General features: G+C 66.8%; 16 protein-coding genes. 6 read left to right on the plus strand and 10 right to left on the minus strand.

Annotated features, from left to right (window positions below; translation table 11 throughout):
• Positions 1–71: 71 nt before the first annotated feature.
• Positions 72–1577 (minus strand): sulfatase-like hydrolase/transferase, encoded by a 1506-nt coding sequence (locus tag NGM06_RS11120; protein WP_254267026.1) that lies wholly within the window; start codon positions 1575–1577, stop codon positions 72–74.
• 87 nt (positions 1578–1664) lie between these two features.
• On the opposite strand from NGM06_RS11120, the gene NGM06_RS11125 reads away from it, so the two are divergent.
• Entirely contained in the window at positions 1665–2582 is a 918-nt protein-coding gene (locus NGM06_RS11125) for a glycosyltransferase family 2 protein (protein WP_254267027.1), read from the plus strand.
• Between the two features lie 54 nt (positions 2583–2636).
• Here NGM06_RS11125 and NGM06_RS11130 read toward each other — a convergent pair whose 3' ends face one another.
• Positions 2637–5273: a methyl-accepting chemotaxis protein gene (locus NGM06_RS11130; protein ID WP_254267028.1), complete on the minus strand. Its 2637-nt coding sequence runs from the start codon at positions 5271–5273 to the stop codon at positions 2637–2639.
• 409 nt (positions 5274–5682) lie between these two features.
• Between NGM06_RS11130 and NGM06_RS11135 the strand changes: the two genes are divergently transcribed.
• Positions 5683–6771: a pyridoxal-phosphate-dependent aminotransferase family protein gene (locus tag NGM06_RS11135; protein WP_254267029.1), complete on the plus strand. Its 1089-nt coding sequence runs from the start codon at positions 5683–5685 to the stop codon at positions 6769–6771.
• Positions 6772–6817: 46 nt separating this feature from the next.
• Here NGM06_RS11135 and NGM06_RS11140 read toward each other — a convergent pair whose 3' ends face one another.
• Positions 6818–7552 carry a hypothetical protein gene (locus tag NGM06_RS11140; protein WP_254267030.1) on the minus strand — a complete coding sequence of 245 codons (735 nt, stop codon included), beginning with the start codon at positions 7550–7552 and terminating at the stop codon, positions 6818–6820.
• 155 nt (positions 7553–7707) lie between these two features.
• On the opposite strand from NGM06_RS11140, the gene NGM06_RS11145 reads away from it, so the two are divergent.
• Genes NGM06_RS11145 through rpl12p form a run of 3 tightly spaced genes read left to right on the plus strand, consistent with a single transcriptional unit; the run spans position 7708 to position 9763 of the window.
• A complete protein-coding gene (locus NGM06_RS11145; protein ID WP_254267031.1) occupies positions 7708–8346 on the plus strand; it encodes a 50S ribosomal protein L1 in 639 nt (212 codons plus the stop codon).
• Between the two features lies 1 nt (position 8347).
• Entirely contained in the window at positions 8348–9394 is a 1047-nt protein-coding gene (locus NGM06_RS11150; RefSeq protein ID WP_254267032.1) for a 50S ribosomal protein L10, read from the plus strand.
• 24 nt (positions 9395–9418) lie between these two features.
• The gene (rpl12p, locus tag NGM06_RS11155) at positions 9419–9763 is read left to right on the plus strand and encodes a 50S ribosomal protein P1 (RefSeq protein WP_254267033.1); all 345 of its coding nucleotides are present in this window, start codon (positions 9419–9421) and stop codon (positions 9761–9763) included.
• A 139-nt stretch (positions 9764–9902) separates the two neighbouring features.
• On the opposite strand, the gene NGM06_RS11160 is transcribed toward rpl12p, so the two are convergent.
• On the minus strand, positions 9903–10148 hold the full coding sequence (locus tag NGM06_RS11160; protein ID WP_254267034.1) for a hypothetical protein: 246 nt from the start codon (positions 10146–10148) through the stop codon (positions 9903–9905).
• A 157-nt stretch (positions 10149–10305) separates the two neighbouring features.
• On the opposite strand from NGM06_RS11160, the gene NGM06_RS11165 reads away from it, so the two are divergent.
• Entirely contained in the window at positions 10306–11547 is a 1242-nt protein-coding gene (locus tag NGM06_RS11165; RefSeq protein WP_254267035.1) for a tripartite tricarboxylate transporter permease, read from the plus strand.
• Positions 11548–11560: 13 nt separating this feature from the next.
• On the opposite strand, the gene NGM06_RS11170 is transcribed toward NGM06_RS11165, so the two are convergent.
• The 6 genes from NGM06_RS11170 to NGM06_RS11195 form a co-directional block, all read right to left on the minus strand.
• Positions 11561–12055 (minus strand): SRPBCC family protein, encoded by a 495-nt coding sequence (locus NGM06_RS11170; protein WP_254267036.1) that lies wholly within the window; start codon positions 12053–12055, stop codon positions 11561–11563.
• 71 nt (positions 12056–12126) lie between these two features.
• A complete protein-coding gene (locus NGM06_RS11175; protein WP_254267037.1) occupies positions 12127–12312 on the minus strand; it encodes a hypothetical protein in 186 nt (61 codons plus the stop codon).
• Positions 12309–13436: an ABC transporter ATP-binding protein gene (locus NGM06_RS11180; protein WP_254267038.1), complete on the minus strand. Its 1128-nt coding sequence runs from the start codon at positions 13434–13436 to the stop codon at positions 12309–12311. The genes NGM06_RS11175 and NGM06_RS11180 overlap by 4 nt, the downstream gene beginning before the upstream one ends.
• A gap of 10 nt (positions 13437–13446) precedes the next feature.
• A complete protein-coding gene (locus NGM06_RS11185) occupies positions 13447–14367 on the minus strand; it encodes a carbohydrate ABC transporter permease (RefSeq protein ID WP_254267039.1) in 921 nt (306 codons plus the stop codon).
• The gene (locus NGM06_RS11190) at positions 14364–15290 is read right to left on the minus strand and encodes a carbohydrate ABC transporter permease (protein WP_254267040.1); all 927 of its coding nucleotides are present in this window, start codon (positions 15288–15290) and stop codon (positions 14364–14366) included. The genes NGM06_RS11185 and NGM06_RS11190 overlap by 4 nt, the downstream gene beginning before the upstream one ends.
• A 36-nt stretch (positions 15291–15326) precedes the next feature.
• Positions 15327–16583: a substrate-binding domain-containing protein gene (locus NGM06_RS11195; protein ID WP_254267041.1), complete on the minus strand. Its 1257-nt coding sequence runs from the start codon at positions 16581–16583 to the stop codon at positions 15327–15329.
• Positions 16584–16588 lie beyond the last annotated feature (5 nt).

Consider the following 16588-nt stretch of genomic DNA (forward strand, 5'->3'; position numbering starts at 1 on the left):
CTCCGGCGGAAAGTAAGCGTGTGGGCCGGTCAGGAGGAAATCGCTCGGGAATAACCCACCGTCCTCAGTCGTCACCGATACCCCAAGTCGGCCAGTCGGCGCTCGACCGACCGGCTCGGAGAGTCCTCGTTCTCTCGGCGGGGCGAAGTCCTACTATCGCTCTCGCCCGGGAACGCGGGCAACGCGTCGCGGAGGTTGGACTCGACATCGGGCGGGAGTTCGACTGACTCCCCGTCGGGTACCGAGAACCCCTCCGCGTAGTCGTCGCCCCGGGACGCGATGAGTTTGTACCCGCGAGCGTAGGCGGCCTTCTTCTCGTAGCCGTAGCGCGCGCTCTCGACCAGCACGGTCCGGTCCTCGGGGACGCCGCTCAGTAAGGAGTCGCCGTCGGCCTCTTGGTCCGCTTCGGGGTCCCGGTCGAGTCCCGCGGCGTCGGCCAGCGTCGGGGCCACGTCCACCAGCGAGACCGGAGTTTGGTCGGACGACGAACGCTCCGCCTCGAAGGTCGCGGACGCGTCGAGACCCGAGACCCGGAGCGGGACCCGAGTCAGAACCTCGTAGGGCGCGCCGCCGTGGCCGACGCAGTAGGCCGGGCGGGAGTCGGCGAAGCGCCGGGCGGCGTGGTCGGCGCGCTCCCAGAACCCCTCGCCGTGGTCGCCGACGACGACGAGTGCGACGTCGCCGGAGAGCAGGTCGGAGATACGGCGGTGGTAGGCCGCGAGGCGGTTGTCCACGTACTCGACCGCGGCCCGGTAGAGACGGCGGCGATGCTCGCGGTAGCGTTCCGCGGCGGGCGTGGTCTCGGTCACCGCCTCGTAGCGCCACTCGCGAATCCCCGGAATCGAGGCGTCCACGTCGTGGGCTTCCCAGTAGTCGGCGGGCGGGGCCACGGGTTCGTGGAGGTCCGCGAGGTGGAGATACGAGAGCGTTCGGCGGTCGCGCCGGGGTTCGAGCCATGGGAGGTGGTCGGCCAGCACTCGGTCGGCCGAGGCGTCCTCGCGGAGTCGGTGCGTCGAAAACCGGCCCGAGAGCGCGAGGAACGGGACGAGCATGCCGAACCCGGCGTAGGTGTCGTACCCCGCCCCGGCGAACCGCCCGGCGACCCCCGTCTCGTCGCTGGTCGGCGGGAGACCGATGACGTCGGCGACCGAATCCTCGAAGTCGTCGGTCCGCCGGACTGCGCCGTGGTTGTGGGGGTACTGCCCGGTCAACATGGACGTGACCGACGGGACGGTCCACGTCGCCGGGGCGATTGCGGTTCCTCCGACCAGCGAGTCGAGGAAGGGCGTCGGTGCGCCCAGCGAGTCAGACTCCGAGTCGGCCGCCGCCCCGGACCGTGAGTCGTCCGCCGACTCCGCAGGTGTTTTCTCCACTGCGTCGGCGCGGAGGGCGTCCACGACGACCACGACCACGTGGTCCGGGGCGTCGCCGGTCGGGCGCTCGGTCGGGAGCGACTGGGATTGAAATCGGCGGTCGGCGCGTCGTTCCCGGTATCGGTCGGCCAGTCGGGGGTCGGCGTCGAGACCCGTCTCGGCGAGGCGGTCGAGGGCCGCGAGCGCGTCCGTTTGCCACGCCATACTCCGAGGAGAGACGACGGAAACCGCCAAAGTAGTGGTGGCACAGCGGTTTAGTCGCTCTCGGTCGAACGCACTCCGGGGAGTTCGATGGAGGGGGACGAGGAGACCGTCTCGGTCGTCGTGCCGACCTACTACCGCAACGACCGACTCCGGGCGGCGCTCGACAGCGTCGCCGACCAGACGTACCGCCCGGTCGAGGTCGTCGTCGTGGACGGGTCCGGCGAGGCCCGCGCTCGCACGGTGGTCGAGACCTTCGACGCCGAGAATCCGGACCTCCACTGCACCTACGTCGCGCAGGACCGCGACGAGGGACCGCAGGCCGCCAGAAGTCTGGGCGCGGAGCGAGCGACCGGCGGATACGTCCAGTTTCTGGACGACGACGACCGACTCCTGCCCGAGAAGTTCGAGGCGCAAGTGCCGCGACTCGACGCCGACGACGGCGCAGGGGTCGTCTACTGCGGACTCCGGGACGAGGAGTGGGGCGAGATTCGGCCCGACGACCCCGTTCGGGGCGACGCGCTCGAACGCGCGCTCCGACTCGACACCTTTCCGGCCATCCCCTCCACGATGCTCGTGGACGCCGACGTGTTGGCGGGGATGCTCCCGCTGGGCAACCGCCACGGCGCGGACGACTCCGGGATGAAAATCGAACTCGCGCGCCGGACGGACTTCGACTACGTGGACCGCGTGCTGGTCGAACGCGGCAAGCCCGAGAACCCGCTCTCGTCGTCGTGGGCGCACGTCGAAGGCCGGAAACGCCTCGTGGAGAAGTACGCCGACCTCTACGACCGGTTTCCGGCGGAGGTTCGCCGGACCGCGGTCCGCCAGACCTACTACCGACAGGGCCGCAAGCACTTGGAGGAGAACTACTGGTCGCCCGCCGCCGTGGCTTCGCTCGCTCGCGCGGCCTACCACACGCCCGAGGACCGCCCGGAGTACGTCGCGGACGCCGTCGCCTCGGTGTTCGGGAGACCCGGGATTCGGATGGCCGACCGACTGAAATAGCGGCTCGGTGCGACGGGCGTCGTGTGAGATAGGTCCGAAAGTCAGCGTCCGAGTCTACGTCGAGTCCGGCGACTCGATCGGTCGTTCGTCCCCGTCGTCACCGACCCCGTCGCCGCTTCCTTCCCGTTCCGGGTCTGACTCACCGTCCTCGTCTGCGTCGCCGCTTCCGTCTTCGCCGCCGGTATCCCCCGCGCCGTCCTCTCCTGCGTTGCCGTCGTCACCCGCATCGTCGTCACCCGCATCGTCGATTCCGTCGAGGACCGCCTCCGGGTCGTCGGGGTCCGCGGGGAGCGAGAGTCCCTCCACGGACTCGCTCGGCAGGTCGGTCTCGTCGGCGAGCGACCGCTCGGCGCTGGCGTCGGTCTCGAAGCGGTCGAGGGCCGCCGAGAGGCGTTCGGCCTGCTCGGTCAGGTCGTTGGCCGAGCGCGAGACCGCGGTGAGCGCCGCGGTCTGCTCCTCGGCGGCCGCCGCGACGTTCGACGCCTCCGCGGTCGTCGCCTCGCTGACTCCGGCCACCTCGTCGAACATCGTGACCACTTCCTCGGTGGTGTCGGCCTGCTCCTCGGTCGCCTCGCTGATGCTCTGGATGCCGGTGTTGGTCTCTTCGGCGTAGTCTGCGATCTCTTCGAGCGCCTCGACGGCGCGGGATATCGAGTCGGTGTGTTCGGATATCTGGTCGCTCGCCGACTGGACCTCCTCGCCGGTGCGCTCGGTCTGGGTCTTGATTCGGTCGAGTCGCCGTTCGATGTCCTCGGCCGCGATTTTGGCCTCCTCCGCGAGGTCCTTTATCTTGTTCGCCACCGCCGCGAACCCCTCGGGGTTGCCCCCGCCGGTGCTGGACCGCGACACCTCGATGCTGGCGTTCAGCGCGAGCATGTTCGTCTGGGTGGCAATCTCGCGGATGAACTCGATGAGTTCGTCCACCTCCGTCACTTCGTCTTCGAGTCGCTCTATCTGGGCGACCGCCTCGTCGGACTCGGTCTCTATCCGGTCGAGGCCCCGAATCGCGTCCCGCGCGGCCTCGCGGCCCTCGCGGCCGGTCTCGGCGGTCTCGGCCGCCAGTTCGGCGACCTGATTCGAGGAGGCGGCTATCTCCTCGGTCGTCGCCGACAGGCCGCCGAGTTCGTCCGCGACGGTCTGCAACTGCTCGTTCTGGCTGTCGGCGCCCGCCGAAATCTCCTGAATCGAGTCGGTGACCTGCTCGCTCGCCGAGTACACCTCCTCGGAGGAGGCGGTCACGACCTCGCTGGCGGTGGCGACCTCGTCGGCGAACGCGTTGAGGTCGGCCATCGTCGCCTCGATGTCGGCCATCATCTCGTTGAACGCCTCGGCGATGGCCGTCATCGCCTCGTTGTCGCTCTCGGGGTCCAACCGCCGGGTGAGGTCGCCGTCGGCGCACTCCGCCATCACGCCGTGGTACTCGTCGGCCTTGCGTTCGAGGTGGCGGTTGAGTCGCTCGGTGGTCTCTATCTGGTCGCGCAACTCGTCGCGCATGCTGGCGAACGCGGCGTAGAGTCGGCCGAACTCGTCCCCGCGCTGGGTTTCGAGGCTCACGTCGAGTTCGCCCTGCTCCATCCGCTCACTCCGCTCGCGGAGGTCGGCCAGCGGTCGGACCGTCCGACGCCCGAGGACCAGACCGACGCCCAGCAGCGAGAGCAGAGTCGCGCCGACGAGCAGGCCGATGTCCCGGCCGACCGCCGTGCTCAGCGCGTACGCCTCCTGCTTGCGAATCACCGTCGCCGCGACCCAGTCGGTGCCCTCGACGGGCGAGTAGGCCAGCACGTAGTCCCCGCGCTCCTGCACCGCGACCGGCGAGGTCCCGGAGTCGTCGGTGGTCTCGGCGGTCGCGGACCCGTCACCGTTCGTTTCCGAGAGGCCGCCGGTCCCGGCCAGCACGGCCGAGGAGGAGACGTCGGTCGCACCGCTCTTCAGCACGGTCTCGCCGTCCGCGTCCACTATCAGCGTCGTCTGGTTCGTCGCCGGTTGGTGGAGTTGGCGAACCCTGTCGTCGATGCCACCGGCCACGACCAGATACGTGCCGTCGGCACCCGCGACGGGACTGGCGACCGCCACGAACTCGTGGTCGTCCGTGTCCCTCGGCGAGTTCTCGTCGGTCCGCGTCGCCTTCGAGACGTAGGCGTGGGAGGTCCACACGTCGTCCTCGCTCTCGAACGACGACGCGACCGACGCGTTCGACCACGGCACCTCCACGCGGTCGAGCGACCGGCCTTCGACGTTCTGCTCCGTACTGGCGGTGACGACGCCGCGCTCGGCGTCCACCAGATACATCGCCCGCACCCCGTTCGACGACCGGTTCGCGGCCGCCTCCAGTCGCCGCCGTTGCTCGGTCCGGTTGCCCGTCGCGAGCGACCGCTGGGCAGACAGCGTCCGAGTCTGCGTTCGGAGTCCCGCTATCCGGTCGCTCAGGGCGTCGGCCTGTAGCGTCACCGTGGACTCGACCTGCGCCGTCGCCTCGTCGCGGGCCGCGTTCCTCGCGTCCACGTACGTCGTCGCCCCGGCCGCGCCGACGACGAGAATTATCAGCGTCATCGAGAGGGTGAACTTGACCGCGTAGCGCCGCCGAACCGCCGCTGGCGTCACCGCGGCGACGAACCGACTCCACAGCGAGCGACCGCCCGAGTTCGGGGATTTCGGGTCGGGTGTCGCCCCGCTGTTACGTTCATCGTCCATGTACGTGTTCGTCTTTCCGATAGTCCCTGTATAAATCTAATTGCCGCTTAATTATCTAAAATTTCGAGAGGGTAGTCGGCGGGTCGTCCGTCTGTCGGTTCCTGACGGCGACTTCCGCGTCTCCGTCACGCGGCAGTCTCGGAATAATTCGTTCTCCGCGCGCCGACGGACGTCCCTGTCAGCAGGGCGTCAGTAGCGACTCTAGGTCGTATTCCTGATAGCTCCTCGTCTCACGTCTTCGCACGCAGTTGTAACTGTCCTCGGGACCGATTGCGCGGCCAACGCCGTATTAACTCCTCCCAACGCCGGAGTCCGTCCCCCAGACGAGGAGGTACGGACCTCACCGAACGCTGGCGACCCGCTCGCCGGAACACGGTCTCTTTAGACGGTCGGCGTTCAACTCGGGCACATGGACGACCGCGACGAACTGCTGATGACGCCCGGGCCGACCGCCGTCCCGCCGGACGTGCGCGAGGCGATGAGTCGCCAGCTAATCAACCCCGACGTGGAGGCCGAGTTCTCGTCGGTCTACCGCGGTCTGCTGGAGAAACTGGCGACCGTCTACGACACCGACGACGACGTCCTCGTGCTGAGCGGCGAGGGGATGCTCGGACTGGAGGCCAGCGTCGCCTCGCTGGTCGAACCCGGCGACGAGGTGCTGTGTCTAGCGAACGGCATCTTCGGCGAGGGGTTCGCGGACTTCGTGGAGATGCACGGCGGGGAGGCCGTGGTCCACGACGTGCCGTCCGATTCCGGGTTCGACGCCGACGAAGTGGCGGACATCGTCGAGGACCGCGACTTCGCCGCCGCGACGATGGTCCACTGCGAGACGCCGACCGGCGTCCTGAACGACCTCGACGAGGTGCTGGCGACGTTGCAGGACGCGGGCGTTCTGACCGTCGTCGACGCCGTCTCGTCGCTCGGCGGGACTCCGGTCCCCACCGACCGCATCGACGTGTGTCTGGGGGCGTCACAGAAGTGTCTGAGTTCCCCGCCGGGACTGACGACGCTGTCGGTCAGCGACCGGGCGTGGGCGACGGTCGAGGAGACCGAGCAGGACACCTTCTACACCAGTCTCGCGCCGTGGCAGGACGTGGAACTGCCCGAGGACGAACCGCCCCACCTGCCGTACACGCACGCGATTTCGAACCTCTACGCGCTGGAGGCGTCGCTGGACCGACTGCTCGACGAGGGCGTCGAGAACGTCTACGACCGCCACGAGGAGGTCGCTCGCCAGTGCCGCGAGCGCGGTCGGGACCTCGGACTCGAACCGTTCGCCGAATCGGAATCACTCTGTTCGCCGACCGTGACTGCGTTCCGAACCGAAGGGCGGGCGAAAGAGTTCCAGCACCGCCTCGAAACCGACCACGATATCGTGGTCGCGACCGGTCTCGGCGAGTTGGCGGACGACGTACTCCGGGTCGGTCACATGGGCTACAACGCCGACGCAGAGCGCGTCGAGCGCACGATGGACGCGCTCGCCGACGTTCTCGACTGAGCGCAATCTCGACTGAGCGCGAGTTCGTCGCTCGTCGTTCGCGCGTTCAGACGAACAGCAGGACGGCCGCGTAGACTGCCGCCCCGCCGCCGAACGCCCAGAAGTTGCTCTGGCGCTCCTCGGGGAGTTCCTCCTTGACGACGTTGAGGATGACGCTGCCAGCGAGGAGCGCGAACAGGGCCGACACCGCCGCCGCCGTGACCGTGGTCGCTATCCCGACGACGGTCCCCGCGAGGACGCCACCGGCGAGCAGCCACCGACCCGTGTCGTCGTAGGCGTCGTGGTGGTGGTTGCGGAGTCCGTGGTCGTTCACGGCGAAGTGCAGCGCCATGGCGACGACGAAGAGCGCGAGACTCGCCGGTCCGCCCTCGGTTCGGTGGACGAGCAGATAGCCGACGAGGACGTTGTACGCCGTGAACGACCCGACGTGAACCCAGAAGACGCCCGCAGAGGTTTCGGTCCGCTCACCGCCGACGGTCTCGGGACTCCGGGACTGCTGGGCGAGGCGTTCCAGTCCGTAGAACGCCGCGAACCCCGCCAGCGCGAGGAGGTAGACGTGACGTTCGAGGAACGCGAACGCCGTCTCCTCGAACGCCCGCTGGTGCTCGCCCAACTCCGGGAGGACGTGGACGAACACGTAGGCCACCGAGACGCCGCCCGCCCACGAGAGCCAGTAGCTCCGTGGGACGGCCCGGAAGTGGAGGCGACCGGCGAACAGGTGGACGACCGCCAGCGCCGCGCTGAGCGACCCGACCAGTATCGAGGAGAGTACCTCGGCCACACGCTGTCTTCGGTGACGGCGTGGTAACGAGTTACGGCCCGATTCGCCACTGCTTCGACGGGTTTAAGTTCCAGATGACCCTTCTTCCGGAACGAGACAGGCCTAGCCTGTTTCACTGACCCGTAGGAGCGTCCTGCGTACTACGGAGGTGAACAATGGCAGATCAGGAGATAGAGCAAGCAGTCTCTCGCGCACTCGAGGACTCCCCAGAGCGGAACTTCCGCGAAACGGTAGACCTCGCGATTAACTTGCGCGACCTCGATTTGAACGAGCCGTCGAACCGTGTAGACGAAAGTGTCGTCCTTCCTGCCGGAACCGGACAGGAGACGAAAATCGTCGTGTTCGCGGAGGGCGAGACCGCCCTGCGCGCAGAAGACGTCGCCGACGAAGTCTTCGATGGAGACGACCTCGAAGACCTCGGTGACGACGACGACGAAGCGAAGGACCTCGCCGACGAGACCGACTTCTTCATCGCGGAAGCGTCGCTGATGCAAGACATCGGTCGGTACCTCGGTACCATCCTCGGCCCGCGAGGGAAGATGCCCGAACCGCTCCAGCCCGACGACGACGTCGTCGAGACCGTCAATCGGATGAAGAACGTGGTTCAGCTTCGGAGCGGCGACCGGCGAACCTTCCACACCCGCGTCGGCGCGGAGGACATGAGCGCGGAGGAGATTTCCGACAACATCGACGTCATTCTCCGACGCCTCGAAGCGAACTTGGAGAAGGGTCCACTCAACATCGACACCATCTACGTGAAGACGACGATGGGCCCCTCCGTGGAGGTAGCCTAAGATGTCAGCCGAAGCCGAACGCAAGACGGAGACCATACCCCAGTGGAAGCAAGAGGAGGTCGACGACATCGTGGACCTGCTCGAAGGGTACAGCAGCGTCGGCATCGTCAAGGTTGCGGGCATTCCGTCCAAGCAGTTGCAGACGATGCGCCGCAACCTTCACGGGAGCGCCGAACTCCGCATCAGCCGGAACACGCTCGTCAACCGCGCCCTCGACGAAGTGAACGAGGGTATCGAAGAGCTGAAGCAGTACGTCTCCGGCGAAGTCGGACTCATCGGCACGAACGACAACCCCTTCGGACTGTACAAACAGCTCGAAGCGTCGAAGAGTCCGGCCCCGATCAGCGCGGGCGAAGTCGCGCCCAACGACATCCTCATCCCCGAGGGTGACACGGGCGTCGACCCGGGTCCGTTCGTGGGCGAACTCCAGAGCATCGGCGCGTCGGCGCGCATCATGGAAGGGTCCATCCACGTCACCGAGGACAGCGTCGTCGCCGAGGAAGGCGACGAGGTGTCCGAGGAACTGGCCAACGTCCTCGCGGAACTCGGCATGGAGCCGAAGGAAGTGGGACTGGACCTCCAAGGCGTGTTCTCCGACGGCGTCCTCTTCGAGGCCGACGAACTGGCCATCGACGTCGAGGAGTACCGCGCGGACATCGAGTCCGCCGCGGCCCGCGCTCGGAACCTCTCGGTCAACGCGACCTACCCGACTGCCCAGACCGCGCCGACGCTCGTCCAGAAGGCCGAGGGCGAGGCCAAGAGCCTCGGCCTGCAGGCCGAAATCGAGAGTCCGGACGTCGTGCCGGACCTCGTGAGCAAGGCCGACGGACAGCTTCGCGCGCTCGCTGCGCAGATTGACGACGAGGAGGCCCTGCCCGAGGAACTCTCCGACGTGGAGGCTCCCGCCGCAGGCGCCGCCGACGAAGAATCGACTGACGAAGACACCGAATCCGAACCCGAGGACGAGGCCGACGCCGAAGAAGACGAAGCCGACGACGACGATGACGACGAAGGCGACGGTGACGCTCTCGGTGCGATGTTCGGATAACCAACTTCCCAAAAACTACTACCCATGGAATACGTTTACGCTGCACTCATCCTGAACGAATCGGGCAAAGAGATCAACGAAGACAACCTCACCAACGTGCTCGACGCTGCTGGCGTCGACGTCGAGGAATCCCGCGTCAAGGCGCTCGTCGCCGCGCTGGAGGACGTCGACATCGACGACGCCGTCGAGCAGGCCGCGGCCGTGCCCGCCGGCGGTGCCGCCGCGGGTGGCGCTGCCGCAGAGGGCGGTGCCGAGGAAGCCGAGGAAGAGGAAGCCGCCGAGGAAGAAGAGGAAGCCGCCGAGGAAGACGAGGGCGACGACGAGGACGACGAGGCCAGCGGCGAGGGTCTCGGCGAACTCTTCGGGTAAGCCGTCTCGACTTCTCGGAACTCGATTTCACGGAACTCGATTTCTTTCGCGCTCAGTTCGGGTAGCGGTAGCCATGGAAGCGGTCGCGACGCCCCCGACGGTGGGTCACCCGCGAGCGACGAGTACGGACGAACGGCACTCACCCGCGAATCGCGTCGCTGAGGCGAAACGCGCCGTAGAACAGGAGACCGCCGACCGCCGTCAGTGCGAGGGCGTCGACGACCAACGGGAGTTCTGGGACGTATTCGCTCACCGTCTCCGCACCCCTCAGGACGAGGACGATGACGGCGATAGCGCCGACGAAGGCGAACGGGATTGCGACGACGCGACTGATGGACCCGCTGGCCTGTATGTCCTCGCCGGGGGCACCGCTGTCTCCGGGCATACTTCGGGTGTACCCCGTCACTGTCACGTAAATTTTCGGTTGGAGCAGTTGTCGGCGGCCACTCCAGATGACTGATACTGCCGTCCGTACTGGCTGTGAGCGGGCGGGCCTCTCGCCCACGAACGTTTAAATCCGAAACCGGGACGAAAGTGCCTCGATGGAGACGCTCGGCGTTCGACTCGCGTTCGGTCCGGTGGCGTCGGCCACGGCGCTGGCGTTCGTCTTCGGTGGCGTCGCGCTCGGGACGGTCAGCGGACTCACGCCCGGCCTGCACGTCAACAACCTCGCGCTGCTGCTGGCGTCGGTCGCGCCCGCGGTTCCCGGTCCGCCGAGACTCGTCGGCGCGGCGATGCTCGCGGCGGGCGTCGTCCACTCGTTCCTCGACGCGGTGCCCGCCCTCGCACTCGGAGTCCCGGACGCCGCGATGGCCGCCACCGCGTTACCCGGCCACCGCCTCGTGATTGCGGGACGGGGTCGGGAGGCGGTGCGACTCTCGGCGCTCGGGAGCGGGTTGGCCGTCGCGTTCGCGGTCCCCCTCGCGGTTCCCGTCACGCACGGCATGACGGTCGCCTACCCGGTCGTGCGCGCCCACCTCCCGGTCGTTCTCGGCGTCGTCGTCGCCGTCCTCCTGCTCACTGAGGGATCGGTTCGAGCGTTCGTCGGCGGCGTGGCGGCCTTCCTCGGAAGCGCGACGCTCGGTCACGCCACGCTGGATTTGTCCCCCGCCGCGCCGCTCGACGCCGGCGGAATGCTCACGCCGCTGTTCGCTGGTCTGTTCGGCGCCCCGGTCCTGCTGGAGGCCGCCTCCGGGTCGGGCGTCCCCGAACAGGACGACGCCACCGTCGCGACGTCGCGGCGAACCGTCGCGGTGACCGCGCTTGCCGGGAGCGTCGCCGGTGCGGTCGTGGGCTACCTGCCGGGCGTCTCGGCCGCCGTCGCCGCGGTGTTGGCGCTCGCAGTCCTCCCCGGTTCCACCGAGGCCCGCGGGTTCGTGGTGGCGACCAGCGGCGTCAACACCGCCAACACCGTCTTCGCGCTCTTCGCCTTGGCGGCGCTCGGCACGCCGAGAACGGGGGTCATGGTGGCGCTCCGAGAAGCGAACGCTCCGGTGAACCTCCCGCTCCTGCTCGCCACCGCCGGAATCGCGGGCGTCGCGGGGTTCCTGCTCGTCCTCGGCGTCGGCGACCGCTACCTCCGGACGGTGGGTGCCCTCGACCAACTCCGACTCTCGACGGGAGTCCTCGTTCTGCTGGCGGGACTCAGTTGGTCGTTCGCCGGTCTCCTCGGCGTCGTCGTCCTCGGAGTGGCGACGCTCGTGGGACTCGTCCCGGCGAGGTACGGCGCGCGCCGAGTCCACCTGATGGGGGTGTTACTCGGCCCGCTAATCGTCGGCACGTGAGCGCTATCGGAGTTCAGCGGACGCCGGTCTCCAGAAGCCGTTTGGTCCGGCGGTGGCGGTCCCGGAACATCGGCTCGAATCCGAGCCAACCGAGCGACCCGAGCAGGTCCCGGACCACCGGGAGTTCGTACTGCACTCGGTCCCTGACGAGGGTCTCGGCGTCGCTAACCGCGTAGAAGGAGTGGGTGTGTCGCCACGTCGGGAACGGGCCGCCCTCCATCACGTCCTCGAAGACGGCGGTGCCGTCGCCCTCCTCTCGGCGGGTGATGCGCGACGTCCATCGCTGACGGGGTCCGACGTCGAACGGCCTGAGTGACATCCGAACCTCCGTTCCGGGGTCTAGCACAGCGGTGGCGTCACGCTCGCTGCCGTCCCGTCCGCGGACGTCCTCGACCCGGAGGTGCATCCAGTCGGGCGTGAGCGCCTCCAGTCCGCCGACTCGGGAGTGGAACTCCCACACCTCGTCGAGGGGCGCGACGACTCGGACCTCGCGCTGATAGGTGGCCATCGCACGTGTGTAGGGACTGCGGGAACCCAATCCTTGTGGTCTCCGGTGGGGCGAGAGGCGACTCGCGGGCGTCAGTTCCGAGTCAACAGGACGAAGACGCTCGTCAGCACGGCACCGACGCCGACGGCTATCGCGGTCAGGTACGCCCCCCGAAGGTAACCGTAGACCGCGGTAGCAGTCAGCGCGACGGCGAACACGAGCAGCGGTGACGCCGCCGAGCGAATCCGGCGGCCGAGTCGGCCCCACCGGGGCGTCATCGCTCGGTCGCGACCGGGTCGGCCGCGTCGGACGTCTGCTCGGAGAAGGTCAGTGACTCGCCGGTCCCGGGGTCGAAGTAGTGGAGTTTCGACCGGTCGAACGCGACCCGAACCTCCTCGCCGACGCTCACGTCCACGTCGGGTTCGACCGAGGCGTGTATCGTCCGGTCCTCGCCGACTGTCAACTCGAGGACGGTCTTCTCGCCCTGCGGTTCGACCACTTCCACCGTCGCGGGGTAGCCTTCCTCGGCGACGCCGACGTTCTCCGGTCGGACGCCGAGGACGAGTCGTTCGCCGACGCGGTGTTCGACCTTCGACCGGTGGGCCTCGGACACGTCGTGTTCGAATGTGCCGTAATCGACCACCAGTCCGGCGTCGCCCCGGCGCAGGTCGCCTTCGAGGAAGTTCATCGAAGGACTCCCGAGGAAGTCAGCGACGAACATGTTCCGGGGATTCGCGTAGACGAACGTCGGCGGCCCGACCTGCTGAATCTCTCCGGCGTCCATGACGGCGATTTGGTCCGCGAGCGTCATCGCCTCGATCTGGTCGTGGGTGACGTACACCGTCGTGGTGTCGAGTTCGTCGTGGAGTTTGTTGAGTTCGGCGCGCATCTGGACTCGGAGTTTGGCGTCCAGATTCGAGAGGGGTTCGTCCATCAGGAACACGTCGGGGTCGCGGACGATGGCGCGGCCGAGGGCCACGCGCTGTTGCTGGCCGCCCGACAGTTCCGAGGGCCTGCGGTCGAGCAGTTCCCCTATCTGGAGGAGTTCGGCCGCCTCGGCCACGCGCTCCTCGATGACTTCCTCGTCGGTCCCCTGCTGTTCGAGACCGAAGCGCATGTTCTCCTCGACGGTCTTGTGGGGGTAGAGCGCGTAGTTCTGGAACACCATCGCGATGTCCCGCTCGTAGGCGCGCCTGTCGTTGACCACCTCGCCGCCGATAGAGACGAGACCGTCGGTGGCGCGTTCGAGACCGGCGACGAGTCGCAGCGTCGTCGTCTTGCCGCATCCCGACGGGCCGACGAGGACCGTGAAGCTCTCGTCGGGGATGTCGAGCGAGACGTGATCGACCGCGACCACGTCCTCGAACTCCTTGACCAGTTCGTCGAGCGTTACTTCGGCCATGTGTTTTCCCTCATTCCTTGACAGCTCCTTGAGTCAGTCCGCTGACGATGTACCGCTGGAAGAAGAGGCCGAACAGGATGCCCGGCAGGGCCGCAATCATCCCGCCCGCGGCCAGATGCGCCCAATCGACGAAGTCGTCGGCGACGAACAGCGAGACGGCGATTGGGAGCGTCTGGGCCTGCTCGGACGAGGTGAGGACGAGCGCGAAGACGAACTCGTTCCACGAGAAGATGAACGCCAGAATCGCGGTCGCCGCGATGCCGGGCTTGGCGACCGGGAGGATGATCTTCACGAACCCCTCCCACGTCGAACAGCCGTCTACCTGTGCCTGCTCGTCCAGACTCCGGGGGACCCCGTCGAAGTAGTTCTTCATTATCCACACCGCGAACGGGAGATTGAAGAACGTGTACGTCAGGACGAGCGCGATTCTCGTGTCGTAGAGACTGCCTGTGAGACCGCCGACGAGCGGCGGCTGAGACATTATCTGGAAGAACGGGACGATGAGCGCGATGGGCGGAATCATCCGCGCGCCGACGATGGAGAGGAGCAACGCCTTGTTGCCGAGGAAGTCGTACCGCGAGAACGTGTAGCCAGAGACTGTCCCGAGCGAGACGACGATGACTGTCGTGACGCTCGCTACCACGAGACTGTTGAAGGTGTACAGCTCGAACGGCCGATTGGCGAAGATTTCGACGTAGTTCGACACCGTCGGCTCGGCCGGGAAGAACGTCACGGGGAGGCTAACCACCGCCGACGTCGGCTTCAAGCTGGTGACGAAGATGTAGTAGATGGGGAACCACACCACGAACACGTACAGGCCGAGCAGGCCGTAGGCGACGAGTCGCTCGCGGACGACGCTCGGCCACTCGTTCTCCGTGTCGAGTCCGAAACTGTCCCGCAATCGGTCCAGATACGATGTTTTCGTACTCATGTTTCGTAGGGTGACCCACCGAAGACACTGTACAGCACGGCCACGATGGCGAACGTGACCGCCAGCAGCACGACGCCGAGCGCCGCGCCCTCCCCGGGCGTGTTGAACACCATCGCGGTGCGGTAGAGCCACGAGGCCCAGACCTCGGTCTCCTTGCCGGGACCGCCCTGCGTCATGACCCAGACGAGGTCGAGCGCGCGGATGTCGAAGATGATGCGGATGGTGAGCGCGACCAGAATCGAGGGCTTGAGGAACGGGTAGGTGACGTTCCAGAAGCGCGACCAGCGACTCGCGCCGTCCACTTCCGCGGCGTCGTACAACTGCTCCGGGACGTTCTGGAGGCCCGCGAGCAGGATGATGATGATGAACGGCGTGAACACCCACACGTCCGCGATTATCAGCGCCATCATCGCCAGCGTCCCGTCCGACAGGAACGCGATGCGGTCGGCGATCAGGCCCAGTCTCACGAGCACGGCGTTGATAGCGCCGTACTGGGTCTGGAACATCCAGCGCCAGATCAACCCGCTCATCACGTACGGGAGGATCCACGGCACGATGACCGCCGTGCGCAGCCAGCCGCGACCCGCCAAGTCCTTGTTCAACAGGATGGCGATACCGAGTCCCAACAGGAACGAGATGGAGACGCTGAACCCAACGTAGACGATGGTGTTCCACGTGAAGTTGACGAACTCCGGGTTCAGTACCCCGAGCAGACCGTCGCCCAACAGGAGGTCCCTGAAGTTCTCCAGGCCGACGAACTGGCGTTGGCCGGTTATCGGGTCGACGAAGAAGAGACTGGACCAGAACAACTGAAGCGTCGGGTAGACGATGATGGCGGCTATCCAGATAAGCGTCGGGCCCAGCGTGAGCGGGACGAACAACCGGTCCAACAGCCGTTTGAATCGTTGCGTTGACGCTGACACGAGTCGAAATCACCTCGGAAGGCGAGGCCTCGGCGCTTACAGTATGCCGAGGTTCTCGTAGAGCGACGTGACCTCCTCCTGAGCCTGCTGGAGCGCCGCCTGCGGTTCTTTCTCCCCGAGGAGCGCTGGCGTGATCTGGTTCGACAGAATGTCGTCCACCTGCGGTTGCGCGCGGTAAATCTCGCTCTCGGCGTTCTGCAGGTTGAACTTGTTCACGTCGAGCCACTTGCCGGGATACTTGTCGCGGATTTCCGAGTCCTCGTACACCGCGGGAATCGCGGCCGGGTTGCCCTCCACGAGCATGTCCGTCTTGCACGACTGGGTCGTGGACATGAACTTCGCGAACCGCTTGGCGGCGTCCTTGTTCTGGGAGAACGCCGAGACGCTGACTCCGTTCGTGTCTTGGAAGGTGGCGCGGGACTCCGGTCCCTCCGGCGGGCGGGCGACGCCGAGTCGTTCGGCACCCCAGTTGTCTTCTCCCAGCGCTCGCGCTCCGAGCGGCGTCCACGACTCGACGGTGGCGAACTGTCCGCCGATGAACGCGTCGCCGACGCCGCCTTCGCCCATGCTCTGGAGTCCGTCGGGGATGACCCCTCGTTCTCGGAGCGGGGTGATGAAGTCCCGAAAGACACCGACGGCGGCGTCACTGGTGAACTGCGGTTCGTTGTTGTCGTTGAACAACTGTCCGCCCGCTTGGTAGAGGAACTGCTTGAACGTGAACACGTCCTTGTTCGCCCACGTGAAGCCGAACCCGGACTTGTCGCCGCTGCTCAACTGCTCGCCCATCTGTACGACCTCGTCCCACGTGCTCGGCGGCGAGTCCACGCCCTGTTCGCTCAGATACTGCGCGTCGTACAGGTACGACCCCCACTTGCCGAGTTGCGGGGCCATGTAGGTCTGTCCGTCGAAGGTGACGAGGCTCCGGAGGTTGTCCGGAAAGTTACTCATGTGGTCGTCACCGAGTTCGAGCGGTTCGACCCAGTTGGCGGCGACGAAGTCGCCGAGCCACCACGTCGGCCCGTTGAACGCGTCGGCGTCGCTGCTCTGGTTTCGCCACTGCGTGATGAGCGTCGTCTTGAGGTTCTGCCACGGCACCTCGTTGACGTTCACCGTGATACCGGTCTCGTCCTCGAACCGGCTGATGTTCTGTTCGGTGCCGGGGTCGAACTCCAAACTCCCGGCGTTGTAGAACGTGATCGATTGGTTCTGAGCCAGCGCGGACGCACTCCCCGCGATTCCGGCCACACCCGTTGCTCCAGTCGCCTTTAAGAACCCTCTGCGTGTCTGTTTCATTGCTT

The sequence above is a fragment of the Halorussus aquaticus genome, from assembly GCF_024218795.1.
Classification (GTDB): domain Archaea; phylum Halobacteriota; class Halobacteria; order Halobacteriales; family Haladaptataceae; genus Halorussus; species Halorussus aquaticus.